General features: G+C 56.0%; 27 protein-coding genes and 2 pseudogenes. 11 read left to right on the top strand and 18 right to left on the bottom strand.

Translation table 11 applies throughout. From position 1 onward, the window contains the following. From ACR0B8_RS15755 to ACR0B8_RS15690, 14 genes are all read right to left on the bottom strand, one after another. Entirely contained in the window at positions 1-504 is a 504-nt protein-coding gene (locus ACR0B8_RS15755) for a DUF2478 domain-containing protein (protein WP_170378128.1), read from the bottom strand. Further along, positions 501-1,715, bottom strand: a complete 1,215-nt coding sequence (locus tag ACR0B8_RS15750) for an NnrS family protein (protein WP_302478559.1) — start codon at positions 1,713-1,715, stop codon at positions 501-503. Before ACR0B8_RS15750 ends, ACR0B8_RS15755 begins: the two co-directional genes overlap by 4 nt. A gap of 23 nt (positions 1,716-1,738) precedes the next feature. Continuing rightward, positions 1,739-2,011: a hypothetical protein gene (locus tag ACR0B8_RS15745; protein WP_226689606.1), complete on the bottom strand. Its 273-nt coding sequence runs from the start codon at positions 2,009-2,011 to the stop codon at positions 1,739-1,741. Positions 2,012-2,143: 132 nt separating this feature from the next. After that, positions 2,144-2,845, bottom strand: a complete 702-nt coding sequence (locus tag ACR0B8_RS15740; RefSeq protein WP_226689605.1) for an RNA polymerase sigma factor — start codon at positions 2,843-2,845, stop codon at positions 2,144-2,146. A 2-nt stretch (positions 2,846-2,847) separates the two neighbouring features. Next, complete coding sequence (locus ACR0B8_RS15735; RefSeq protein WP_226689604.1) at positions 2,848-3,372, bottom strand: plastocyanin/azurin family copper-binding protein; 525 nt, start codon at positions 3,370-3,372, stop codon at positions 2,848-2,850. After that, positions 3,369-3,788, bottom strand: a complete 420-nt coding sequence (locus tag ACR0B8_RS15730; protein WP_170517149.1) for a hypothetical protein — start codon at positions 3,786-3,788, stop codon at positions 3,369-3,371. Before ACR0B8_RS15730 ends, ACR0B8_RS15735 begins: the two co-directional genes overlap by 4 nt. 506 nt (positions 3,789-4,294) lie before the next feature. Then, positions 4,295-4,954 (bottom strand): DUF2461 domain-containing protein, encoded by a 660-nt coding sequence (locus tag ACR0B8_RS15725; protein WP_425082138.1) that lies wholly within the window; start codon positions 4,952-4,954, stop codon positions 4,295-4,297. Positions 4,955-4,966: 12 nt separating this feature from the next. Continuing rightward, complete coding sequence (locus ACR0B8_RS15720) at positions 4,967-5,311, bottom strand: TfoX/Sxy family protein (RefSeq protein ID WP_480658970.1); 345 nt, start codon at positions 5,309-5,311, stop codon at positions 4,967-4,969. Then, positions 5,311-5,709: an MAPEG family protein gene (locus tag ACR0B8_RS15715; RefSeq protein ID WP_170413715.1), complete on the bottom strand. Its 399-nt coding sequence runs from the start codon at positions 5,707-5,709 to the stop codon at positions 5,311-5,313. Before ACR0B8_RS15715 ends, ACR0B8_RS15720 begins: the two co-directional genes overlap by 1 nt. A 24-nt stretch (positions 5,710-5,733) precedes the next feature. After that, a complete protein-coding gene (locus tag ACR0B8_RS15710) occupies positions 5,734-6,120 on the bottom strand; it encodes a VOC family protein (RefSeq protein WP_425082140.1) in 387 nt (128 codons plus the stop codon). 68 nt (positions 6,121-6,188) lie between these two features. Continuing rightward, on the bottom strand, positions 6,189-7,424 hold the full coding sequence (locus tag ACR0B8_RS15705) for an RNA polymerase sigma factor (RefSeq protein WP_480658968.1): 1,236 nt from the start codon (positions 7,422-7,424) through the stop codon (positions 6,189-6,191). Positions 7,425-7,427: 3 nt separating this feature from the next. After that, positions 7,428-7,799 (bottom strand): YciI family protein, encoded by a 372-nt coding sequence (locus ACR0B8_RS15700; protein ID WP_170362006.1) that lies wholly within the window; start codon positions 7,797-7,799, stop codon positions 7,428-7,430. A 242-nt stretch (positions 7,800-8,041) separates the two neighbouring features. Continuing rightward, positions 8,042-8,407: a VOC family protein gene (locus tag ACR0B8_RS15695; RefSeq protein WP_170362005.1), complete on the bottom strand. Its 366-nt coding sequence runs from the start codon at positions 8,405-8,407 to the stop codon at positions 8,042-8,044. A 182-nt stretch (positions 8,408-8,589) separates the two neighbouring features. Further along, positions 8,590-9,900 (bottom strand): sterol desaturase family protein, encoded by a 1,311-nt coding sequence (locus ACR0B8_RS15690; protein ID WP_480686157.1) that lies wholly within the window; start codon positions 9,898-9,900, stop codon positions 8,590-8,592. On the opposite strand from ACR0B8_RS15690, the gene ACR0B8_RS15685 reads away from it, so the two are divergent. After that, complete coding sequence (locus ACR0B8_RS15685; RefSeq protein ID WP_170413730.1) at positions 9,899-10,975, top strand: helix-turn-helix domain-containing protein; 1,077 nt, start codon at positions 9,899-9,901, stop codon at positions 10,973-10,975. The genes ACR0B8_RS15690 and ACR0B8_RS15685 overlap by 2 nt on opposite strands. Before the next feature lie 142 nt (positions 10,976-11,117). Here ACR0B8_RS15685 and ACR0B8_RS15680 read toward each other — a convergent pair whose 3' ends face one another. Then, positions 11,118-11,453 (bottom strand): winged helix-turn-helix transcriptional regulator, encoded by a 336-nt coding sequence (locus ACR0B8_RS15680; RefSeq protein ID WP_170362002.1) that lies wholly within the window; start codon positions 11,451-11,453, stop codon positions 11,118-11,120. Between the two features lie 74 nt (positions 11,454-11,527). Here ACR0B8_RS15680 and ACR0B8_RS15675 point away from each other — a divergent pair, with 74 nt between their 5' ends. Both ACR0B8_RS15675 and ACR0B8_RS15670 read left to right on the top strand, forming a co-directional pair. Beyond that, entirely contained in the window at positions 11,528-12,616 is a 1,089-nt protein-coding gene (locus tag ACR0B8_RS15675; RefSeq protein WP_170362001.1) for an NAD(P)/FAD-dependent oxidoreductase, read from the top strand. A 180-nt stretch (positions 12,617-12,796) separates the two neighbouring features. Then, positions 12,797-13,432, top strand: coding sequence for a globin domain-containing protein (locus ACR0B8_RS15670; protein ID WP_254437268.1), 636 nt, complete (start codon positions 12,797-12,799; stop codon positions 13,430-13,432). Positions 13,433-14,016: 584 nt separating this feature from the next. Here ACR0B8_RS15670 and ACR0B8_RS15665 read toward each other — a convergent pair. Continuing rightward, positions 14,017-15,435: an MFS transporter gene (locus ACR0B8_RS15665; protein WP_226689598.1), complete on the bottom strand. Its 1,419-nt coding sequence runs from the start codon at positions 15,433-15,435 to the stop codon at positions 14,017-14,019. A gap of 79 nt (positions 15,436-15,514) precedes the next feature. Between ACR0B8_RS15665 and ACR0B8_RS15660 the strand changes: the two are divergent. Both ACR0B8_RS15660 and ACR0B8_RS15655 read left to right on the top strand, forming a co-directional pair. Next, positions 15,515-15,655: pseudogene (locus ACR0B8_RS15660) on the top strand (hypothetical protein); the annotation flags it as partial. Positions 15,656-15,673: 18 nt separating this feature from the next. After that, positions 15,674-15,913 carry a MerR family DNA-binding protein gene (locus ACR0B8_RS15655; protein ID WP_413247493.1) on the top strand — a complete coding sequence of 80 codons (240 nt, stop codon included), beginning with the start codon at positions 15,674-15,676 and terminating at the stop codon, positions 15,911-15,913. Between the two features lie 37 nt (positions 15,914-15,950). On the opposite strand, the pseudogene ACR0B8_RS15650 reads toward ACR0B8_RS15655, so the two are convergent. Both ACR0B8_RS15650 and ACR0B8_RS15645 read right to left on the bottom strand, forming a co-directional pair. Next, positions 15,951-16,325, bottom strand: a pseudogene (locus tag ACR0B8_RS15650) (DDE-type integrase/transposase/recombinase); the annotation flags it as partial. 56 nt (positions 16,326-16,381) lie between these two features. Further along, entirely contained in the window at positions 16,382-17,011 is a 630-nt protein-coding gene (locus tag ACR0B8_RS15645) for a response regulator transcription factor (RefSeq protein WP_226689597.1), read from the bottom strand. A gap of 218 nt (positions 17,012-17,229) precedes the next feature. Between ACR0B8_RS15645 and ACR0B8_RS15640 the strand changes: the two genes are divergently transcribed. From ACR0B8_RS15640 to ACR0B8_RS15615, 6 genes are all read left to right on the top strand, one after another. Beyond that, on the top strand, positions 17,230-18,471 hold the full coding sequence (locus tag ACR0B8_RS15640) for a pyridoxal-phosphate-dependent aminotransferase family protein (protein ID WP_170362915.1): 1,242 nt from the start codon (positions 17,230-17,232) through the stop codon (positions 18,469-18,471). Positions 18,472-18,499: 28 nt separating this feature from the next. Next, positions 18,500-19,696 (top strand): malate--CoA ligase subunit beta, encoded by a 1,197-nt coding sequence (locus tag ACR0B8_RS15635; RefSeq protein ID WP_170352142.1) that lies wholly within the window; start codon positions 18,500-18,502, stop codon positions 19,694-19,696. Beyond that, complete coding sequence (gene sucD, locus ACR0B8_RS15630; protein WP_170362913.1) at positions 19,696-20,583, top strand: succinate--CoA ligase subunit alpha; 888 nt, start codon at positions 19,696-19,698, stop codon at positions 20,581-20,583. Before ACR0B8_RS15635 ends, sucD begins: the two co-directional genes overlap by 1 nt. After that, positions 20,583-21,554, top strand: coding sequence for a 2-hydroxyacid dehydrogenase (locus tag ACR0B8_RS15625; RefSeq protein ID WP_170362910.1), 972 nt, complete (start codon positions 20,583-20,585; stop codon positions 21,552-21,554). Before sucD ends, ACR0B8_RS15625 begins: the two co-directional genes overlap by 1 nt. Beyond that, positions 21,554-24,184, top strand: coding sequence for a phosphoenolpyruvate carboxylase (locus tag ACR0B8_RS15620; protein ID WP_480659860.1), 2,631 nt, complete (start codon positions 21,554-21,556; stop codon positions 24,182-24,184). Before ACR0B8_RS15625 ends, ACR0B8_RS15620 begins: the two co-directional genes overlap by 1 nt. Positions 24,185-24,206: 22 nt before the next feature. Further along, the coding region (locus tag ACR0B8_RS15615) for a PLP-dependent aminotransferase family protein (protein WP_480659437.1) at positions 24,207-24,741 on the top strand (535 nt) is incomplete at its 3' end.

Here is a 24,741-nt window from a genome sequence, read left to right as displayed (position 1 = left end):
TTAACTGCGCGTCAGGCACCAGTCAAGAAGTGATACGGCGTCATCCGGCAACGATATGGCAAGGCCGTCAGCGAAGGCCTGAAACTGTGGGATGGATGCAGGCCCTACGCCAACCAGCACCGGAACACCGTGTTCCAAGGCCTTGCCCATCACCGAGCGGAATCCACGGCCAGCGCATTCCTCGGGGCCGAACTTATTCAGTATGAACAGATCGGCGTTCTCGAAACTGCTTTGCTCCACTTGCGCCACGGCTTCGGCAAGCGCACTGGGATCCAATCTACACGCCTCCGAGCCGACACCGAGGTTCTGCGTAATCTTGATGACCGCTCCATCTGGCAGTACTCGCACGCTCATATCGCACCCATCCTGATAAATGGGCGAATGGCTCGCCTCCTTCACGATTCCGCGCAGTTCAAACCCGTTGTTGTTCAGCTCATCGGCCAGTTCCGATAACAACCTGTCAGCTTCGCCCCGTTTCTGCGAAGAGACGTATGCAATTTTCATCCCTCTGTCCTTTCATTGTATGCCGCACTCACTTTCGTCTGATGCCTGCGGCCGCTCAAAACTGGGCGCCGTGGTGTTCCTCTGAGAGCAGGCATAAATCCGATCAGAAAAGCAGTCCAGCCAAGGCACCACAGCACAGCTACGCAGAGTACGAGAGGAAGATCCGGAAAAACCGGTGCCGCAATGCGAATGCAGGTTGCAATCCAGATCGCCCAAACTCCAATGGTAAACCCCCAATTGGCCCTCAAGCCACCTTCGGTGGTATGCGCTGCTGCCCGGCCTGCGATCGCCATAATCATTCCGGCCATTCCGCCGATTGTGATGGCATGCAAGGCGTCCGCCCTAGGATAGAACGACGGTGCAAACCCCGATAAACCCACGGCGATCAAACCAAAGGGTACCCAAAAAAAGGCCAGGTGCAGTGCCACAAGCAATGGGTTCCCGATGATCGCCAGCGTCCGCCATTTGAGCATTGACCACAAAACTGCCAATGCCGCACAAATCATCGCGAAATATGCCAAGTCTGATGCGCCAATCAGTCTGGCCGCAATGGCCAAACCTAACAGCACCTGCGGTATGACCAAAGACTGAGTGCTCGGGACCAAAGGCCCGACGCGGTCGTGGAGAGTAAGCCAATTACCTGTGAAAGCAGGAATTGCGCGCAATCCGATGTTGATCATCAGCAATGCAAGACCAAGCAGAAATACATCAACCATTTTCAGGCTTCTGGACGGGGACCCCATCAGCGTCGCGGTCAAAAACAAGAATTCACCGATACCAAGCCCCACTATCGCACACACAAAGCCAAGCTTTTGATAGATGCCCGCCAACAGAAGTTGAGTTCCGATTACAACCGCCAGTAAGAGAAAATACCCGGCATTGAAGACGACAAGCAGCCCGGAAGGCACGAAATCCGCCAGCGCCATAGCAACACGCGCAAGGGCCCACAACGCCAACAATGTGATCAAAACTCCACCCTGAACCGGCGGTCGGCCTGTCCAGCTTGGCAATGCCGTCAGCAGATACCCACCAATCGCCGCGCCAACAAAGCCAAAAATCAGCTCGTGAACGTGCCAGATAATTGCAGGCTCAAACGCTGGACCAAAACCATCAGTCCATGCGCTTAGGGGCCAGAGGGCAATCGTGAACAACGCGCAAAGAAATGCCGCGGGAAACAGGACACGGTATGGGACGATCTTGCGCGAAGTCATAGTGTTGCGCTGGTCAACCCTGATCACTCGGCGCCACGCACGCCAATCAGGAACCCGTCGTTCAGCTGGAAATCAGGAGCGCCGGGCAGAAAGTCATCCGCCATAGCTCCTCGCCCAACATTTCGGTCGAGACGCTGGCGACACGGTTCACGTTTTTGCGCAATAAAGGTCAAAGAACGCGACAGGGGCGTAAGCAGGGCAACCCGCAGCGCGCCCGTCACGCGGCAGAGCATATCAGAATAGGGTTTTGAGGGTTCGACAAACAGACCTCCTGCTGTTTTAGCAAGGTTTACCACACGGGTTTTCCTAAGCTTCCTTTGGCGCGAAGGAATTGATCGTTGTCAATCTGCCACCGTATTTGCGTTGTTGCCGGGGAAAAAAACTGAGCGCGGTTTGCAGGATGGTTGATCTGAGCCGAAAGAACTGTGTCATAGAACGCCGACTTCTTGCAATCTCGCTACTACAAGATTGGTCATGTTGGCGCATCGTTTGCCGCCAAATGGGAAAATTGCTTCGAAGCCGCCCCGTACCCGGTTTTCAATTGTAGTTTGCAACCTGCGGCGGGCGCGATAAAGGCGTGTTTTTACCGTTATCGGGTTGACCTGAAGCTCGGTGGCGATGGCAAGAATACTCATTTCCTCTGCTTCGCGCAGCAGAAACGGCAGCCGCAGATGGGGCGGCAGGTCGGAAACGGCAGATTCAAGCAAATCTCTCAATTGCGCGCGCCCAAGCGTTGCGTCGGGGAGTTCAGAATTTTGTCCGGGGAACATAATCACACTCGGTGCACTGGTTTCGTCCACGGTGTTGTACTCTTCAGCAGTACGCTCTCGTCTGCGCTGCATACGCGACGTGTTGATCACGATCCGGGTGATCCAGGTGGAAAAGCTGGCATGCTCACGAAAACCCTGCAGTTTGCTGAACGCCGACAGATAAGCCTCCTGCAGCGCTTCTTCTGCCTCGGCGTCGCTGTCAACGATACCTCTGGCAACGCGAAACAGGCGGGGGTTCAAGCGACGGATAAGTTCCCGGACCGCCAGCTCGCTTCCGTCACGCGCGGCATTTACAAGCTCAGCTTCTGATTTGGCCGCATCGCTGGTTGCTTGTTGAGTGAGGTTTGTTTGGACCTTCATGATCAGTCCTCCCTGCGAACGGTAACTTCCGAAAGGATCCTCTCAACCAAAGGCAAAGCTGTCAGAATATCTTCCGAAACATCGCTCTTGTCGTGTGAACTTCCCTCCCAGTCGGCGTCGCTGGGGGTTCCAACTACTATGCGACCAACCATCGCCGCCATTTCGTGTGGCAGGCAATAGTAGTCATATACACCTGGCGTAATCAGGGTGACTTCAAAATACTCATCCGGAAGCAAAAAGTCACTGTCCCACGGGTCGGCCGCAGCGGGAATGCGTCGCCTTCGATCATAGTTCGCCGGATGATAGGCGGTTGCTGTATGACTGTTGCCGGGATCACGATTGGTGAACCGGACGGTGGTGCCTGAAGACACAGCAAGTCCAACAGGATCATACCAGATACGTTCGCCGCGCGGGCTGCCGCGCATCTCAACCGTGGCGATCGGTTGCGCAAGCGCGATCCGCGAACTGGCGACGGAAGCAACGGCCAATCCCCCAAGCCATACAGCATGACGGCGCGTACAGATCATTCGGCCAGACGCTCTTTTGCGTTTTCGTCGTGAAACAGCACGACATGCGCGTGCGGCTTGTCCACGCCGGGATGCCCGGCATTGAAATAGATATCTGTCGAGCTGACGGTGTGTGAACCGATGTTCAATCCGTCAAATGATGCACCGTTTTGCAGATCGTCGAGTGGTGTCATGTAGACCGTGGCTGACAATCGACCGTCGCGATCATATGCGAGGAACGGACCTGCGGGCAGAGTGGTTGGGTCGACGAAGAGCGTTCCCAGACCAGGGATGAACTCGGGCAATGGCAATACGTCGCTCACTTTCACATAAGGATCGCCGGCTGGGGCATTGGCGAGAGCTTGTTCATCGTGAGCCTTAGCAGTTGGGGCGGCAGCGACAATAAATCCAAAAGCAACTACGGTTTTTCTGAACATGGTTTGGTCCTTTCCAAGGGTTTCACCGGGTTCGCTTTAGTGCGTTCCTGGTTCCTTAGATGCAGGAAACACGGAAAGGTTCCCGAAATTCGACGAAATCGCGCAAGCTGATCGTGAATGCGCTGCAGGGTGGCATTGTCAGCTATGTATGAATTCAACTACTTCCGGAATTTGCACTCTCAGCGCATGTCTCCTTCGACGGGGCGCGCCGCAGCATCCTGAAGGTAGGGTGGATGTCAGGATTGGACCGCTGTGGACTAAGTGCTGAGGTGCCCGGTTGGCGGCACCAGGTGGAATATGCCTTTCGCGCGCTGCAAAGGATCAAATCCGCCCTCGCATTTATATCAGGCTCGAGGAATTGGGAGAGGTTGAAGTCAAAAACAGCGCTTGCCCGTTGCGATGTTTTGCAATGCCGTTCGACAACTTGATCGGCGATCCAGAACAGGACTACTTCGCCGCAGTGCAACTCGTCTAAGCTGCCGCTCGCTGCGAGCGCAAATTCTTGGCTACATGACCCTGGAAAGCAATTGAAACACCGGCATGAGTTTCCCGAATAACACAGACGTTCGTTCTATGAGGTTCGGTTCGATAACAAACGCAGGAGCCCCGGCGTCCATCCAAACGGCAAAGCCCTTGCGGCGCAATGCCTCTGCGTGGGGATGATCTTTGTCAAAGCCAGTCGGAACGCGTTTCAATTCTGGGTCCTCGATCCGGAAACCATCCTGTCGCATATCTTCAGTGAGCTGGATCAACTCTGCCCCTTTTGGACCAGCCATTGCCGTGCGGAACGCGTCCAGTGCATTTTTGTCATACTGAAATACCCCGCAGCCAAGGGACAGTTTTTCGGGCGATAGCCCAAAGAACCACATCGGTGGTTGAACCGCGTTGCCCTGCGGAATGAACGCAATATGCAGGTGTGCGTTGTAGGGCGTCTTGTCCTTGGAGAACCGGACATCACGGTAGATGCGAAAGATCTTACTGCGGTGGCCCTGCCCAGTCAGGTCTTGCAATGCGCCAGCCATGCCGTCGGCAAAATGCTTGCTGGGGTCCTTCAACTGGGTTTCGTAGGTTGTCTTGTGCGCTGCGAACCAATCCTTCGTGTTGTTGGCCGTAAGACCCTCAAGAAAACCAAGTGCCTCAGACGAGAAACTCTCAAATGTAGCCATCACATCCTCCATTCAGTCTTTCGCCGGGAGGGCTGCGGCGTGTTCGAGGCAAAGTTCTACCCAGCGTCGCAATGCTGGGTCATCGCAGTCGCCCTCTTCAAAATGTACAAAGCCCCCCAGTTTACGGGTTCCATGGATCACTTCCTCAGCCATTGGATCCTTCAGTGCCATGCTCTCGTTCGCCTTACCCACCCGGAACATGAACCGACCGACCCCATCTTTGTGACGGCGAGCGCCGCAGAGCATGTTGCCGTTTAAAAAGAAACACTGGCCGCCCATCATCCGCTTTTCGGAGATGCCCGCATGCGCGGCCAAAGCATCGCGCACACGAGTGTTAAGGTTTTCATCTACCGGCATCAGACGGCTGTGCCGAGTTGCCAGAGGATCGCGAAAGCCAGCACCATCATAGTCAAGGTCGTCAGGGCCGCCCCAATTGCGCGTCCTTTGCTTTCTGCTGATGCGCGCAAACCGAAGTAGTGGATGAGGCGGGCTAGCAGCAGAACCCCACCACAGACAGCTATGAGCCAGGGTGCCGTTCCCGCAATCTCGGCACCCGCGAGGGCGAGCAGGGCGAGCGGGACATATTCGATGAAGTTCCCGTGTGCCCGCATCAGGCGTAGCAGTCCCTCATCCTCACCATGGAGCAAAAGTATCCCGGTCCTGGCACGACGCACGCCAACGGCGATTGCCATGGGAATGCTCATCAAGACAAACACCGCTGTCACGATCAGCGCAATTTGGGGCAGTTGTTCCATCTGATCCCTCCTTTCGAGCGACGTTTAGGACGCCATGCTTTCATAGGTAATCAGCGCGAACCGCGCGCCCTGCGGGTCGGTTAGCGTCGCCATGCGCCCGACCCCCGGCATATCCATCGCAGGCTGAATGACCGCAGCACCCTTGGCTTGCGCCTTTGCAATACTCGCATCCACGTCGTCCACGGTAAAAAAGATCGTCCAGCTTCCATTGTCCTCAGGCATCGGTGAAAAGCCGCCAATAGGCGTCTCGCCCACCACTGCGGCCGAATAACTCGACCCGTCCTGCATCGGCATGTCGTTTATCGCCCAGCCCAACACATCCTGATAAAAGGCTTTGGCTTTGCCCTGATCCGGTCCGGAATGCCCGATCCATCCGGAATTGCCGACAGTTGTCATCTCTAGAATACTCATGGGTGTCTCCCTTGGTTGTGCCCGCCACATACGGGTCTGATCCAAGGACGCGCGAGGTGCCGGCTTTCCTACACGCCGCGCAATTCTTTTTGGCTGATCGCGATTTTATCCGCGATCACAACGCGTTCAGGGCCCGTTGGAGCGAGTGTCATCACGGTTTCAAAGGCGGCGATGGCGGCTTTGTGGTCGCCAGTTTCCTGCAACAGACCGCCCCGCATCGCGTGATACCAGCGATAGGTGGTCAGATCTTCTGCCACTACCTCCATCGCCTTCAACGCATATTGCGGGCCGTGCAACTTGGCCTGTGCAGCGATCTGGTTCAGTTTAACCACAGGGGTCGGCTGCAGCGCATGAAGGGCGGCGTAGTGGCTCTCTATCAAGGCCCAGTCGGCGTCTTCAGATGAGGCCGCGTGGGCGTGGGCCGCAGCGATTGCGGCCTGGATGATATAGACCCCGCGATGACCAATACGTTGGGCTTTTTGCAAAAGGCCCGTTGCCTCGGCGATGTCCGAACGGTCCCAAAGGTCGCGATCCTGATCGTCCAACGCGACAAGCTTTCCATCCGCATCAATACGTGCCCGCCGACGGGCGTGTTGGAGCAACAGCAACGCCAACAAGGCGGACTGCTCACCCATGGCCGGGAACAACGCCACAAGCAGGCGGGCGAGGCGGATGGCCTCTTCACACAATGTAAGCTTCATCTGTTCGGGACCGGCCGAAGTCGACCACCCTTCGCTGAACATCAGGTAGACCATCAGGGAAACTTCACCCAGCCGCGCTCCCCTCTCTGCTGGGCTGGGCGTTTCAAAAGCAACCGAGTTGCTCGCAATCTTCTTTTTGGCACGGGTGATCCGCTGTTCCATTGTCTTTGGTTTAACCAGGAATCCGCTGGCAATCTCGTCGACGCTCAACCCCGCGACCACGCGTAGAGCGATGGCAATCTGATCCCGTTGATCCAATTCCGGATGGCAACATACGAACAACAGTCGCAAAACATCGTCGCGCATCTCATCAGGGTCAGGTGTTTCGGTGGGTGCTGGTTGAAACTCCTCTGTGTGGCGCGATAGAATTGCCGCGCGGCGTTGGGATTTGCGGACATGGTCAAGACCCGCGTTGCGGGCGGTCGTCAGCAGCCACGCCAACGGATCACGGGGCGCGCCATCCTTGGGCCAAACCGTCAGCGCCTTCAGGCACGCATCGGCAAAGGCTTCTTCGGCCGTATCGATATCGCGAAACACCCGCGTCAGGGCCGCAATGGCACGTGGGCGCTGTTGGGCGCATGTGGCCTCCAGCCAGTCCGACATGAGCTACTCCGATGAAATAACACCCCCAGCCCAGGCCACAGGCCGTACTTCGAGCCGCGCAACGGGCGAGGAAATCATCTTTGCGTATTCCAAAGCCTCATCAAGATCTTTGAAATCGGCGGCGTAAAACCCAAGGAAGTTTTCCTTCGTCTCGGCAAACGGACCGTCGGTAATCAGTGGCGCGGTGCCCCCGCTGGTGGCCGGTTCGACCATCACTGCAGAGGTCGGCGGCATCAGCTTTATCGAAACAAACTCCCCCCGCTTATTTAACGCTGTTTGCAGTGCACCATGGCCCGACATTACCTCATCCTGGCGATCTCTCGGCAGAGCCTCAAACACGCCCGCCTCTCCATAGATCGTGATTGCATAGATCATTACTACCTCCGTCCTTTTGATACATGCTGCAAGGACGCGCGAGCACATGCAAATCCGACAGCCAACCAATTTGGGTGTTTGGCGCGATACCGTGGTTCCGCAATTGCAACACGCATTGCGCTCGGAGGACCGATATCTTCCTGCCGATCATCTGAAAAAATTCAGTCATTTTGCAGCACAGAAACTCGCGGCGCTTTATTACGCCGACAGGATCGGGATAATTAAACCAGTGGGCCCTGAAACTAAGCAGGTTCCCAAAGCTCAATCGGATTGCCTTCAGGGTCATTGAGCCACGCAAACTTGCCATTCGGATAAGGAGAATCTGGATCGCGACGCACTTCGACACCTTTGGATTCCAACTGCGCAATCATTTTTTCAATGTCGCGAACACGAAAATTCAACATAAATGCCTTTTCCTGATTTCCGAAATACTCGGTCACCTTCTCGAACGGGGCAAAGACAGTTTCGCCCGCTTCCTGTGTCCAACAGGGCGTTTCATAATCATTGGGAACAAGATCAATTCCCAGATGATCGCGGTACCATTCTGCCAACGCGGGAGGATCCTCAGATCTGAAGAAAAACCCGCCAAGTCCCAGCACTTTTTCCATCTTAAAAACAAGACCTGCTGTTAACCAGAATACGTTACTTCAATTTACCTCATTTGATAAGCTCAGCCCACAGGAGACATCCATGGAACACACTGGCCCTGCAGCGCAACTTTGACAAAGCCGCCTATCGCATTAGGGTCCCGACGCCGATTTGGTAACGTGTTCACGCGCAATGCGTGGAGTTAACCTCTGTGTTCAGAAAGTACGGATCGAAGGTAGTTTGTAGAGTGCCATGTCTGGCTTGCACAGATGATGCCGGCGCAGCCCTTGAGGATTAGCCGATGTTGGCTCGGCTGTCTGATTGTGCCTCGATATGTCCGCCCGGATTCTGGGTCCCGCAGCATTCCCTCCCAGGCAGTACCGTTGAACACAAGACCCGTCAGGATCAAATCGCCTATCTTCGCATGGGGTGTCTGCCCCTCCCAACTCCAGAGCAACCGACCGCATTTGGTGGCACCATCCCCGCCACAATCCTCGAATTCAACTATGATACCAATCCCGGGCGATGCGTAGCGACCGCTGAGCTCGAAGGCATCGCCGCGACTGGCTGCCAGCCCCCCAACAATCGCTACAAACAGAAGTGCTGCTTTCAGACCAACAGGCCGGATGCGCGGCGCAACGCGGGCAAACTCGGTGAGGTACTTGGGGTGTTCCGTCTTCATCAGCCGATCCCACCAAGAAAAATACAGGCCGAGGTTGTAACCGGCATGGGCGTGATGCAGATCGTGATGGGTGACGCTTGTCAGCCAGCCGAAGACAGGGCGGCCTTTCTGATCGGCTGGAAAGATCTCGATCCCGCAGTGACCCACTGCATTGCGCAGCATCATATGGGTTACAAAAACGAACAGCGCCAATGGATGCGCCGGGAGGAGAATCAATACCAAAGGCAAGTAGACGGCGTTTACCACAGCCTCACCGACATCGAAGCTATAGGAGGTGAAGGGCGTAGGTTGGTGTGATTTATGGTGCAACCGGTGGAACCGCCGAAACAGCGGCGGGTAGTGCAGCGCGCGGTGTGTCCAATAAAACCACGCATCGTGGAGGACGATCAGCGCCACGATGCTGAACGCGAAATAGGCCCAGCCAAATGTCGCGACCTGTTGGTATATCGTGATGACCCCTGCCCTGGCGCCCAGCACGATTGATGTACCAGCAGCAGTAAAGATCAGAACGGTCCGCAGGCTTACTAGTATCTCGCGACGGATCTGGCCCTTGGGTAGATCCGACAGGCGGACTTTTTGCGCGGCAAGCCGACGTGCCAGAAGGACATTGATCAACAGATACGTACCGCCTGCGCCCAAAACATAGCGCAAGAAGTCTCCGCCAAAGACATTTGCATAGACGGAAAGCAGTGTAGTGAGATGTGTCATTGGCTTCTCCAAGTGCGAAAGGACATGCAAAACGACCTGACGCATGCGGGTATCGGATTCCCTCTGATTTCGAAAAACGATGGGCAACTTGAGTTTTCGGCGAGTATTTTTCATTTTCGACATGGTCCAGCCATTGACCGGCAAGCCAATTCGCACTTCGCTTATGCGCGTGATGTCAGATTTAGCGGTCTTCGATATTTTCCTGCGTGGTAGCGCCGTTGGCGTTCTCTTTCTCTGTGCTGTGATCTTTTTGGCAAACGGAAACCGAACCCGGAAAAGTCTGGCCGTCGTGCTGCTGTGCCTGAGCCTAGGCACTTATGTGATCGTGTCCTCTCCGGGTATCGATCTGAGCGAGGGGCCAATCCGGTTTGTACTTGTGATGGTCGCGGGCGTGATCCCGGTTCTGATCTATTGGGCCGCGATTGAGCTGTTTCAGGATGACGTTGTCATTCGACCCTGGCAGATCACCGTCGCGGTTCTTATCGTTGGAACAAGCTGGTTGACCCAGCTGCAATTTCCGCTGGGTGCGGTTCGTGGCGCATGCGTGCTGATCTTCTTTTTGCACATGCTGAAAATTGTTGTTTCAGGCGAGGTCGAAGATTTGATTGCCGAACGCCGCCGGTTTCGCCGTTGGTTTCTGGTCTGGCTATTGACCCTTGGCATAATCATCACGGTGATTGAAATCACCCATTTGGATCAGGTGCTTCCGTATTGGGTATTCCCCCTACAGGCATCAGCAATTTGCCTGTCTGCAGCGGCGTTCCTGGTTTGGTCGGTGCGTGTTGCACCCGACATTTGGATCGAACACTCTGCTGCCTCGCAGCGCGACATAAACCCGAACCCTGCGCAAGCGGCATTGATCAAGCGTATTGATACTGCGATGGCTGCAGGTCTTTGGAGAGAGGAAGGCCTGACCGTGGCACAAATGGCCGCCAAACTCGGGACGCAAGAGCATCGGCTACGGTCTGCGATCAATCAGGGAATGGGACACCGCAACTTCACCAGCTTCGTGAACGCATTTCGCGTTCACGAGGCGCAAGCGATGCTGGAAAAGCCGGAAATGGCCGAGCGTACAGTGCTCAGCATTGCTTTTGACGTTGGCTTCTCTTCGCTTGGGCCATTCAATCGGGCCTTTCGCTCGCAAACAGGCAAGACCCCTACAGAATACCGAAATGAAGCGTTGTTACGAGAGGAATGATCGCAGCCAGCCGCCCTTTGCTGACCTTGATCAAAGTGTCCAGTGCAGCGTTTCTGCTTATTCACAAGCGAACATTGATGCGCAGCACCTCAGACTATTCTTCTTTCTCCTGCAAATACGCAACAATTGACGTACGAGGCCCTCACTTCCTGGTGGCTAGCTTGTCCACATTTGCCGCTGCCCAATCATGCATAACTTGTAACACTGGTATCAGGCTTTGGCCCAAAGGTGTGAGGCTATATTCCACATGCGGTGGGATCGTTTTGAAATCTTTGCGCGACACAAACCCGGCGTCTTGCAACTCGCTAAGCTGGCGGGTCAGAGTCCGGTGCGTGATGCTGCCAAGATTTCGTTGCAGTTGATTGAACCGCGAGGTTTCCTGCGCCAGCCAATAGATGACCAAGAGCTTCCACTTACCCGATATCGCCTCAATCAAAGGTTCAATGAGGCAATTTTCATCCGGTTCAACAGGCGCCATAACAGTATCCAAAATGACCGTACTTGTCGTTGTGATCTTGTGTTTCTAATTACGGCTCAGACGAATGGAAAGCAATGAGGAACAGAATGGACAAGCAGAAAGTCGTGATAGTTGGCGGTGGGTACGTCGGCTTTGAAGTCGCAAAAGAGTTGGATGAATACGCTGATGTCACTCTGATCGAGCAGCGAGAGGCTTTCATGCAGCCGCCAGCGGCCATTCGTGCACTACTAGAGCCCGATCTGCTGGATCAGATCATTTTGCCATACGACCGCTTGCTGAAGAATGGGCGGGTCATCCGTGGCCGTGCCGCTACTGTGACTCAATCCGAGGTAACGCTGGAAGACGGCTCTGCTTACCCTGCGGATTACATCGTCCTGGCCACTGGTTCGTCTTATGCAGCCCCTTTCAAACCGGCGGGCGAAAGTATGGATGACTTTCGCAAGGCCAGTGCCGATGTCAGCGCTCGGCTGGCGTCTGCGAAATCGGTCGTCATCGTTGGGTCCGGCCCCGTCGGTACCGAGTTGGCCGGAGAGATTGCAGCGGCACAGCCCAGTAAGGGCATCACTTTGGTTTCGTCTGACAACAGCTTGTTTCCGACGTATCCCGTCAAGCTGGGGGCAGAGCTCAAACGCAAGCTGGAACGCGCCGGCGTGAACGTCGTGGTAGGCCAAAGGGCAGAGAATCTGCAGCACGCGGACAAACCTTATGCCGGATCAGTAAAACTGTCAGATGGCCGCGTTATCGAAGCTGATCTGGTCTTCCCCGTGATCGGGTCCAAACCAAATACGGCATTGGCGCAAACGCTGCCCGCGGTGACCGTGGCGCCCTCTGGCCGGATTAAGACGGATAGCTGGTTGCGCCCGTCCGAGTACCCAAATGTCTTCATCGCCGGGGACATAGCCGACGTCGGTGACAGTATGACGATTGTTGCGATCTCTCGTCAGAACCCTTGGCTGATCAAGACCCTGAAACAGGTCCTCAGCGGGCAACCCGTAGAGAAACAAAAGCCCTACGCGCCTTGGAAAATGGCACCGATCCTCGTTCCGCTAGGCCCCAAAATCGGAAACAGTTGGCTCTTTGCGACTGTCGGTGACTGGGTCACACGGAAGATGAAAGGAAAAGAACTCTTTATCCAGAAGTACCGCAAGGCATTTGGGCGGTGACGGTCTGCCCTGCCCCAGCCATCATTTTTCTGGCATCAAGACGCTCTAGGAATTCGCCCAATGCTCCGTGTTGACCTTCCCAAATTTCCGACCCGCCATGGTTACATGAGCGAGAGAATCCAGCAGGCCTATATTAAATCGGCAATCGATAAGGGGCTGCTACCACCGGAAGCACTCCGGATGGCAGAGGTTGTCTCGCTGACGGCCCCCGGTGACCTGAGCAAGCCCATTCAGTTTTGGCAACTCTATTCCGTCCTCGGGCAAGAGCCCATCGTCGGCATCGTGCATAGGTTCTATGAACGTGTCTTTGCCGATGAGCCTTGGTTCACGTCCGTGTTTGAACGGGTCGGTGGGCTGAACCACCATGTCACAACTCAGGCGTCAATGTGGATCGATGTCATGGGCGGCGGCCCGTACTATCACGGCGCAGAGTTCCGGCTGAGTTTCCATCACACCCACAACGCGATGGCCCTGATGAACGACAAAGGGGCCAAGCGTTGGGCAACCCTGATGCGAGAAACGCTTAATGCATCCTCGGATTTGATGGCGGATGATCCCCGTGTCCGAACCAGCCTAAACACCTTCCTAACTTACTTCATGACCAAATACGCGGATGAGTTCGCGTTTGAGGATCGACACGTTTTTGGTGACACAAACGGCCAGCTCAAGCGCCGGATCAATTTCATGAAGATGACGACCGAAGCGATCGAAGCCTTGAGCGAGGAAGAACTTAGCGAAGCACTGATGGAGCGCGGTGTTGATGTTTCGCAATATCCAAACAAGCAAGCATTGGTAGGAAAGGCACTGATGGTGTAACCCATCCGGCTCATAGCGGACTTAGGCAAGGCCGTTATGAGCCGTGGTGAGGCTTCACCAGACCGGCCATTTGCGGCGACCGAAAACTGAGGCGCGTACGAACTCACCTGCTGCGCAAACACACGAGCCGTCATTGCCGGGCTGTACGGAATAGCCAGTCTCTTGATTATGGCGTGAACATGAATGCCGGTCCCCAACAGTGTTTATAAGTCAGAACAGGAAAGAAATGCCGGCACGCAATCCAAGCATGATCAGTAAAGGGTGCCTCACAACGGGATTCCAGAAGATTCCATGGCTTCAAGCCACCGGTCCAAAGCATCCAGACGAGACATGCCTTGCCCATCAATAACTCAACTTGCCGCAACTTTGATACAATCTCTTCCGGCTTCGGTCGCTTGTTCGCCAGGTGGTTCCTTCATTTTCTTAACCATAACGGCGGACCACTTCAGAGGGGGAGGATCAGCAATCCTGCCCGTCCACTTTGTTTTGCCGTAGTGACTTCAAAGGCCGTTTCGATCCGAGAACAAGAATTCTGGCTGCTCCACAATCGCCCCGCAATACGCGGATTACCTTTCTCGGCAACATCACTCGGCGGGGGTCGGCGCATTGCGGGCGCGCCAGGCTTGGCTGCTAATTGCCAGCCCCAGGGCAATCAGGGCCAAACATGCAGTGGCCGTGAAAGTCATCGAAAAAGCATAGGCAACATCTGCGGCCGGAGCATTAGTGGTATCTCCCTTCCCGACTATGTTGACGAATAGCGTGGGTATTGCAGAGGCACCCGTCATCAGACCCAGGTTCCGCGAGAGCCCGAGAAGGCCAGAGAGCCGGCCACGTTGTTCTTTGGCGGCGTGGATCAGAACCGCCGTGTTGTTAGCGGCAAGAAAAAGTTGGAAGCCGGGCGTCAACATGATGAGTGCAGCCAAATAGCCGCCGACACCGAAGTATCCCGGCAGGTACGCCAGGCACAGCAGACCAACAGTAGTCTGCACAAGGCCGATGGTCATCGCGCGATCCGCACCAAGCCTGTCCGTCACCCATCCGGCCGGAACGCCGAAGAGCGCAGCGACCAGCGGCCCAACTGCCATAACCAAACCGATAATCGCTTCGTTCAATTCCAGAGAAAATGCCAGGAAAAACGGACCAACGACCAAAGTGGACATCATGATTGCGCTGACCAGAAGGTTCAAAAAAAGCCCGATACTTGTCCTCTGGTCACGGAGCAATTTCATCGGCACCAGCGGTGAAGCTACACGGGTTTCGACAAGCCCAAAAAAGACGATTGCGATCAGAGCAGCGGAAAACAATGCACCCGGTGGCACTGGGATACGCGAGGCTCCGCCGCTGGTTGCCAGAGCGTAGGCCGCCAGTGCAATAACCAACACTATGGTTCCTGGAAAATCCAACTCTCGGCAGGATACTGTCGGACGTTCGGAATCGCGCGTGATTGCGGTGACAGACAGTAAAAGCGTGACACCAGCAAAGCCGGCAAGAAACCAGAATGCCATGCGCCAGTTGCCCATCGCCAACAACACACCGCCCAGTGAGGGGCCCAGGGCAGTCCCCGCAGCAGAAGTCGTGCCAAGCAATCCCATTGCCGTGCCCAACCGCTCAGTCGGGACAAAATCACGTGCGATAGACATTGGAAGCGCGATCAGGATCGCTCCGCCAAGCCCCTGCAACGCGCGTCCGGCAATCAGCAAGCCCAGGCTCGGGGCGATAGCGCACAGAACCGACGCTGCAATAAAGACGATGAGACCAGCAATCAGCAAGCGACCGTGGCCGAATAGATCGCCAAGCCGCCCGGCGGATACGATCGTGATGGTCACGGATGTCAGGTAAGCCAGTACGACCCACTGCACCTCGGAAACTGTCGCAGCGAAGCTACGCGTCAGCGTCGGAAGCATTACCGCGGCGATACTGATACCCAATGAGGCGGTCAATGTCGCTGCAGCGAGAGTGATCAGGATGGGAATGGAAGATTGCGCCTGCACTGTATCAGTCATCGTAAGCTTTCTTGTCTCATGTACCAGTGAGGAGCTATCCTGCCACTTCAAGTCGACTTGAGGTCAACCATGAAACTTCTTGATATTGGCGTCCTGTCCAAAAGGAGCGGCGTCCCCCCCCTCAACACTGCGCAATTATGAGGAGATCGGGCTGATCCAGTCCGCCGCTAGGAAAGGGCTTCGACGGCAGTTCGAGATACGCGTCGCGACGCAGCTTGCTTTGATCTCTTTAGGAAAAATGGCGGGATTCTCACTTGCTGAGATCAAGGACATGTTCGCCAATGATGGCACTCCGCAATTGCCACGCCCTGAATTGCACCTGCGCGCAGATACTCTTGATGAACAAATCCGTGGTCTCACCCGGCTACGCGATGCGTTGCGTCACGTGGCGGATTGTCCGGCAGAGACCCATATGGAATGCCCAAAGTTCAGGCGCCTCATGGAGTTTGTGTCACGTTCCGTCGCCACTCGCCAGTGATCCAAGCGCCTGCGTAGCCTGACAGCAGCCGGGTCTTTTAATGCAATTCGACGAATTGAACAGACGGGCTCGGAGTAATCATGTGCACAATTTCGATCTCGTCCAAGCTTGCCTCAGCTGATGCGAAGGCCTTACCCCCAAGCATCGGTCTTGTTCGCCTCTTAATGAACAGGTGGTCCTGTTCGACGATATTATTCAGGTACTTCCGCCTGACCATCTCTATTGGTATCGGGCAACCAAAACCCTTGAGCATTCTGTTGGTTGCTTTGATACCCGCAGTGTTTGTGCTGCTTTTGCCGATGACAATCTTTCGTGGGAGGCCGTTGACCTCCAGCATCTTGGCGAAGAACTTTGTGGCGACCTGTTTGCTGCGACGTTCTGAAAGCTTGAATTCGAGCGTTTTGGCCTGCTTGGGCTTCCACATATTGCGTGATAGCTAGTAAATGCTCGGCCATAGGCGCAAATCTGTTAATCTGAGGCTGCGCCAGAAGAATAGTAGAATGCAATCGCTTGCGCCCTGTTTTTCACCCCAAGTTTTTCATAGATGTTGCTCAGGTGAAATTTGACGGTATTTGTCGAGATTTGCAGGTCCTTCGAAAGTTCACGATTGGATAGGCCCTTGGCCAACGCTTCAAGGATGACGCGCTCTTTACGAGACAGGCTGTGAATTGGATCCTGCTGCATTTTCCGAACATCGATGAACGGAAAAACCATCTTGCCTCGGGCAACATCCGAACAAGTTTCCAGCAAAACATCGACCTCACCTGACCGGGATGCGAACCCCGCAGCTCCTGCCTGCATAGCAAGGCGCGGCACGTCTCCGGCATCGTCTCCATATACGACGAAACGGGGCGCGTTCTCCTGTTCACGCAGAACCTCGATCAATTTGGCGGCGCCCAAGACCGGCAAATTCCAGGCGATCACGCAGACCTTGACCGGAACTCTCATAACCGCGCCCAAGAAGCCTTCGGCGGTTGCTGATGTTGCCACCAGAGAGAATCGTGGATCACGCTCGAAAATCTCGGACATGGCCGACAATACCAGTGGATTGTTGTCGGCAAGCATAACGTTAATCGGTTGCTGTGAAGGCTCTGCCATTGATTTTACACCCAAAAACCCAAAAAACTACCCGTAAGAATAGGTGCTAATTTGGTATACCGCGGTATTTCTGCCAAAACGGGTAGTTTTTTTCTAATCCTATTAGAAGTCCCGAAGCAGTAGTAAGTTACGTTGCGCAATGATGCAAGCAACGCTTTCCTGATCCACAACGCGATATTTGGGCGTGATTGACCACGCCGACGATCAAGGAGGATCGAATGACTTTTCAGATTTATCCCACGCTTGAGATCCCCGAGACACTGGCTGCTGGTCCGGGGCCGGGCAATACCGATGCTCGTGTTTTGCAGGCCTTCGCCAATGCCGGGGTTGCGGATCACATGCAGGGCGACGTTTTGCGTGGGATGGTCGAATGCAAGCACATGCTGCGCAATATCTGGGGAACCGATAACACATATACATTCGCGGTCGCGGGCACTGGTTGGAGCGCACTGGACACCATGTTCTCGGCTGTCATGCCCGGTGATAAAGTCGTGGCCTTTGCCAACGGCACCTTTTCCGGCATTGATGCGCTGACCCTACGCATCAAGGCGGCCACGCCTGAGGAGCATGCCGCCAGCCCGCTTGATCCACAGGCCGCCAGCGTAACGGTCGTTGATGTTCCGCACGGACAGCCGGTCACTGGTGAACTGGTTGAAGCCGCGCTGGAACAGCACAAACCCAAATGGGCCTTTATGGCGCATTGGGAAACGGGTTCGGGTCGCGTCAATGATCTGCGTGGCTTCTCGGACGCTTGCGAGCGTCATGGGGTGATGGGCCTGGTCGATGCGGTCTCATCCCTCGGCGTCGATGACTTTTCGATCGATGACTATCCGGGGATCGCCGGTTGGGCCTCCTGTCCGCAGAAGGGCCTGTGCTGCCTGCCGCTGACCTATGCGCCGGTCAGCTTTACAGATGCCTTTATTGAATCCCTCAGAGCGACGGGTGCCTACAGCTATGTCCACAATCCTCTATTCGAGGCACGTCACTGGGGTATTGTCGACGGTCAGGACGTCGAAAAGGGAACCTATCACAGAACCCATTCCGGATACGCAGTCGCCGCGTTCCATGAGTCCCTGCGTCTGACACTTCAGGAAGGTCTGGCCAGACGGACGGCATCCTACAAGACCCATGAACGCGTGCTGCGCGATGCTGTTACGGCCATGGGATGCGAGGTGACTTCTGACATGCCCAGCCTGGTCGTGTTGAATCTGCCGCCGGAACTGGCCGGGCGAGAGATGGAGCTGGTGCAGAACTGTCGGGCAAGGGGTTTTGGGATCTGGCCGACGCTCAGCGCGCCGGTTCAGGTACGCATCGGCATCCTCAATCAGCTCAACCGCCAGGCCGTCAGCCGGATCGTCCGCCTGTTTGCCGAAGCCATGAGGGAACTGGGCGGCAATGTCGATTTCGAAGAGATCGAGGCATTGCTCGAAAGCCGTTACGGCACATCGATCGCTGCTTGAACGCACTGCATGAACGGGAGGAATGCAGATGGATATCCATGAATACCAGGCGAAAGAGGTTCTTTCGAATTTTGGCGTCGCCGTACCGTCAGGTGCCTTGGCCTATAGCCCGGAACAGGCGGCCTATCGCGCCCGCGAACTGGGCGGAGACAAGTGGATTGTCAAAGCCCAGGTCCATGCGGGTGGCCGCGGCAAAGCGGGTGGCGTCAAACTGTGTAACAGTGAAAACGAGATCCACGAGGCCTGTGACGAGATGTTCGGCCGCAAGCTGGTGACCCATCAGACCGGACCGGAAGGTAAAGGCATCTATCGTGTCTATGTCGAGTCCGCTGTGCCGATTGATCGCGAGATCTATCTTGGTTTTGTTCTGGACCGCTCCAGCCAACGGGTCATGATCGTAGCCTCCTCCGAAGGCGGGATGGAGATCGAGGAGATCTCGGCGGAACGCCCGGACAGCATCGTGCGCTCAATCGTGGAACCCGCAGTTGGACTGCAGGAGTTCCAGGCCCGCGAGATAGCCTTCAATCTGGGCCTTGAGGCTCGTCTGGTTCAGCAAATGGTACGGACGTTGCAGGGCTGTTACGCCGCCTTCAGCGATCTGGACGCCACGATGGTTGAAATCAATCCACTGGTTATCACTGGCGACGACCGTGTGCTGGCATTGGACGCAAAGATGAGCTTTGACGACAACGCTCTGTTCCGTCATCCGCAGATCGCTGAACTTCGGGACAAAAGCCAGGAAGATCCCCGTGAAAGCCGCGCGGCGGACCGTGGCCTGTCTTATGTCGGGCTGGACGGCAATATCGGCTGCATCGTGAACGGCGCTGGTCTGGCCATGGCCACGATGGACACGATCAAACTGGCCGGGGGCGAGCCCGCGAACTTCCTCGATATCGGTGGTGGTGCCTCACCCGAGCGCGTGGCCAAGGCCTTTCGACTGGTTCTGTCCGACAAGAACGTTCAGGCGGTTTTGGTCAATATCTTTGCTGGTATTAACCGCTGCGACTGGGTCGCCGAGGGCGTTGTGCAGGCGCTGCGTGAGTTGGATATCGACATCCCGGTCATCGTGCGACTTGCCGGTACGAATGTCGAAGAAGGCCAAAAGATTCTCGCCAAATCCGGCCTGCCGATCATCCGCGCCACCACTTTGATGGAAGCCGCTGAACGGGCGGTGGGCGCATGGCAGAACGATCTGTCCCAAAACACCAAGATGAGGGCCGTGTAATGAGCATTCTTCTCGACCGCGACACCCGCGTAATCGTTCAGGGCATCACTGGACGCATGGCGCGCTTTCACACAAAGGATATGCTGGCCTACGGCACCAATGTTGTCGGCGGAGTTGTTCCTGGCAAGGGTGGTGAAACCGTTGAAGGTGTACCGGTGTTTGACACCGTGAAACAGGCCGTTGAGGCAACCGGAGCGGATGCCAGTCTGGTCTTTGTTCCGCCTCCGTTTGCTGCAGACTCCATCATGGAAGCTGCTGATGCGGGCATTCGCTACTGTGTCTGTATCACCGACGGTATCCCGGCGCAGGACATGATCCGGGTCAAGCGGTACATGTACCGCTACCCCAAAGAAAAACGTATGGTTCTGACTGGACCGAACTGCGCCGGTACAATCTCTCCCGGCAAGGCTCTGCTGGGTATCATGCCGGGCCATATCTACCTGCCTGGGAATGTCGGCATCATTGGTCGCTCGGGCACACTGGGGTACGAGGCGGCAGCACAGCTCAAAGAACGTGGCATTGGCGTTTCGACCAGCGTCGGTATCGGTGGCGATCCGATCAACGGGTCCTCGTTCAAAGATATCCTGCAACGGTTTGAAGAGGACGAGGATACCCACATCATTGCGATGATCGGCGAAATCGGCGGTCCGCAAGAAGCCGAGGCAGCGGAATACATCCGCAATCACATTACAAAACCGGTCATTGCTTATGTTGCCGGATTGACCGCCCCCAAAGGTCGAACCATGGGGCACGCCGGTGCGATCATCTCGGCTTTTGGCGAAAGCGCCAGCGAAAAGGTTGAAATCCTGTCCGCTGCTGGTGTGACCGTGGCCGAAAACCCCGCCGTGATTGGTGAGACAATCGCACGAGTGATGGAGGCTGCGTGATGGTTAAACCTTCGGTCTTAGTCACCCGTCGCTGGCCTGCCGCCGTCGAGGCGCAACTGGCCGAAAACTACAACGCCGTGCTGAATACCGGGGACAAGCCAATGTCCCCGGCAGACATCCGGCGGGCGTTGAAAACCTATGATGCTGTCCTACCCACGGTCACCGACACGCTCAGCGCCGAGGCATTGGATGTGCCTGGCGCGCAGACCAAGATCATTGCCAATTATGGGGTCGGCTATAGCCATATCTGCGAACCTTCGGCGCGTGAGCTAGGCATGACGGTAACAAATACACCGGATGTCCTGTCCGAGTGTACGGCCGATCTGGCCATGACGTTGCTACTGATGGTTGCGCGCCGGGCAGGTGAGGGCGAACGCGAATTGCGCTCCGGCAAGTGGACCGGCTGGCGGCCGACGCATCTTGTGGGCACAAAGGTCAGCGGCAAGACGCTGGGCATCATCGGTTATGGCCGGATCGGCCAGGAAATGGCTCGCCGTGCCCATCACGGGTTCGGTATGAACGTCCTCGTCTACAACCGCAGCGAGGTGGCCGCGGATGTATTGGGCCAGTGCGACGCAATACAGGTGGAAACGATCGATGATCTCTTGCCCCAGTGCGATTTTGTGTCACTGCACTGCCCCGGCGGCTCCGCGAACCGGCACCTGATCAACTCGCGCCGACTGAGCCTGATGAAGCCTGACGCATTCCTGATCAACACTGCGCGCGGCGAGGTGATTGATGAATGGGCTCTGATTCAGGCGCTGATGTTCGACATGATTGGTGGCGCAGCTTTGGATGTGTTCGACGGCGAGCCCCGCATCAGCCCGGATCTGCTGCAATGTGACAACCTCGTGATGCTGCCGCATCTGGGCAGCGCAACGCGCGAGGCCCGCGAAGCGATGGGCTTCCGCGTTCTCGATAATCTGAGTGACTTTTTCCAAGGCCGTGAACCACGTGACCGGGTGATCTGATGCAAGCGCTGGCCCAAAATATTCAGTCCCCCCTGAACCGTTCAAGCTATGCTGATGGGTTGCGCTTGGAACTGCGGGCGTTGTGGCGGAACATTTTGATGAAACGGGCGCCGCATGTAGCGACATGGGCCGGGGCCTCACCGCTGCAATCCATCCCCACCGGACCCGAGGCGACGCCCTATTTGCAGGCCCTGTCTATCTGGTTCCAACTGTTGCGTATCATCGATGAAAACGCCGAAGTCAGAGATCGTCGACTGACCGAGACCAATAGCGGGCCCGAAGCGGTCGAAGGCGGGTTTGCCGAGGTGTTGTCTGACCTGTCCCTGGCAGACAGCCCAATGGAAAAACTGACCGCTAATCTGTGTGCCGGACCCACCCTAACCGCGCATCCAACCGAGGCCAAACGGGTCACCGTACTGGAAATCCACCGGCGGATTTATCGCAACCTTGTCAGTCTTGAAACGCAACGCTGGACCCCAACTGAGCGCGCCGAATTGCTTAAAAACCTGGAAGGTGAAATTGACCTCCTGTGGCTGACCGGTGAACTTCGCCTGACGCGGCCAAGCCTGCACGATGAGATCGAGTGGGGTTTGCAATTCTTCAGGGACGCAATCTTTGACGCCGTCCCGCAAGTCATGGATCGGTTCGATAAAGCCTGCCTGCACATGCTGGGAAAGACCTTGAGCAAAACGCCCAGTATTCGCTTTCACAGCTGGATCGGAGGCGACCGGGACGGCAATCCGAATGTCACGACAGAGATGACCGCGCTGGCCTTGCAACGTGGGCGCGAAACGGTTCTGGACCTCTACGGTCAAGCCCTTAAACAAGCCGCAAGCAAGCTGAGTATCAGTGCGCTCATATTGCCGCTGCCCGAACCACACAGGACACGTGTACAAGAAATTGTCGACCGGGCTCCGGACGCTGGCCGCAATCAGAACGAACCGTTCCGGAAGGCTCTGGATGCCATACGCCTTCGGCTGATAAAAGACGGCTATAACCACATTTCGCAATTCGTGAACGATCTAAACGCGCTTGATGCCGCTTTATGCGCGGTCAAAGCCGAAAATCTGGCGCGAAGACATATCCGCCCACTGCGCCGGGCCGCAGCGGTTTTTGGGTTCCGCACCGCAACGCTGGACATACGCCAGAATTCCACCGTCACAACCGATGTTCTGGCCGAAATTTGGTCACAATCCGGGCAGGCATTGGAATATGGTACGCCCGAATGGTCTGCCCGTTTGCGGGCCGAATTGGCGGATCAGAACTTGCCCTATCAAAATCGGGAAGCGCTGAGTGATCAGGCCCAAGAGCTCCTTGCCCTCCTGACACTTGTCTACAGCGTTCGATCGGGACCAGACCCCAAGGCTATCGGACCATTCATCCTGTCAATGACCCGTTCCGCCGACGACATTCTCGGTGTCTATCTTCTGGCCCGGTACGCAGGATTCGGGTCCGAAACTCTGGATTTATCAGTGGTCCCACTGTTCGAGACGATTGCCGACCTGCGCAATGCCCCAGCGATATTGCTGGACGTTCTTGATGTTCCGCTTTCCCGCCGCAGCCTTAAAACCGAAGGTAACGTGATCGAGGTGATGCTGGGTTACTCAGATAGTGGCAAGGATGGCGGCTTTTTCTGTTCAACTTGGGAATTGGAACGCGCGCAACGCAGGATTGTCACGGCACTGGCCTCGCAAGGTTTCAAGGCTACATTTTTTCATGGGCGCGGCGGCTCTGTCAGCCGGGGCGGAGCACCTACCGGGCGCGCCATCGCCGCACAACCCAGCGGAACCATTGCCGGACGCTTGCGTGTTACGGAACAGGGTGAGGTTGTTTCGACCAAGTATGCTAACCGCGGCACAGCTGCAGCGCATCTGGAATTACTGCTCTCAAGCATGCTTCGACATACGGCTAACCACAGCGAAACCCCGTCCCGGCCCGAATTTGACGATGCGCTGGATGCCCTATCGGAACTGTCGCAAACAGCCTATGTATCGCTTCTGCAGATGCCGGGTTTTCTGGACTACTTCCAGCAGGCAAGCCCCGTCGAGGAACTTGCTCGCCTAAAAATCGGCTCCCGCCCGACCCGTCGGTTCGGCGCAGCTAGTCTCGATGATCTGCGGGCTATTCCATGGGTTTTTGCGTGGTCGCAGAACCGCCACCTGATTACCGGTTGGTACGGGTTTGGTGCAGCCATGGCCAGCTTTCGCAAGTTCCGAGGTTCGCGCGGTGACGAAGTTTTGCAAGAAATGTTTCAGAAATCTCGCCTGTTCCGCCTCGCTGTCGATGAGATGGAGAAATCGCTCTATCAGGCTGATATGGGCATCGCCACGCAATACGGCGAATTGGTGCGCGATAAGTACATTCGCCAAAGCATCTCTCAGGCGATCAAAACAGAATTCGATAACGCTTGCAGCGCTGTGCAGTTTCTGACTGGCGGTCAGACAATAGGTCACCGTTTTCCCCGGCTGTGCGAACGATTTGATCGCAAACGGGCGGAGTTGGCTCGCATTCACGCATTGCAAGTCGAACTGCTGCAACAAGCCCGAAACAAATCGCAAGCAGGATCAGTCCCTGTGCCGCTACTGCAATCCATGAACGCTATTTCTGCTGGCCTTGGCTGGACCGGCTAACCAATTTCAGGAGATATGCCCCGTGAATGTCCCGCATCGTCTAGACGGTTTTTTCACCCAATCCCTATCTGATCGTGACCCTGAGCTTTTTGGTTCGATCACATCTGAGCTGGGCCGCCAGCGCGACGAGATCGAACTGATCGCGTCCGAGAACATCGTCTCTGCCGCCGTGATGGAGGCGCAGGGCTCGGTGATGACCAACAAATACGCCGAAGGCTATCCCGGGCGGCGCTACTATGGCGGCTGCCAATTCGTTGATATCGCTGAAAACCTGGCCATCGACCGCGCCAAGCAGTTGTTTGGCTGCGAGTTTGCCAACGTGCAGCCGAACTCGGGCAGCCAAGCGAACCAGGGCGTGTTCCAGGCGCTGATCCAACCCGGCGACACCATCTTGGGCATGAGCCTGGATGCCGGCGGTCACCTGACCCACGGCGCGCGCCCCAACCAGTCGGGCAAGTGGTTCAACGCGGTGCAGTACGGCGTCCGCAAGGAAGACAACATGCTGGATTATGATCAGGTCGAGGCGCTGGCGAAAGAGCACCAGCCCAAGCTGATCA

This window comes from Ruegeria sp. BH6, from assembly GCF_056538105.1.
The sequence above is the reverse complement of the archived record's forward strand: the minus strand, read 5'-3'. Positions and strand labels throughout refer to the sequence as shown.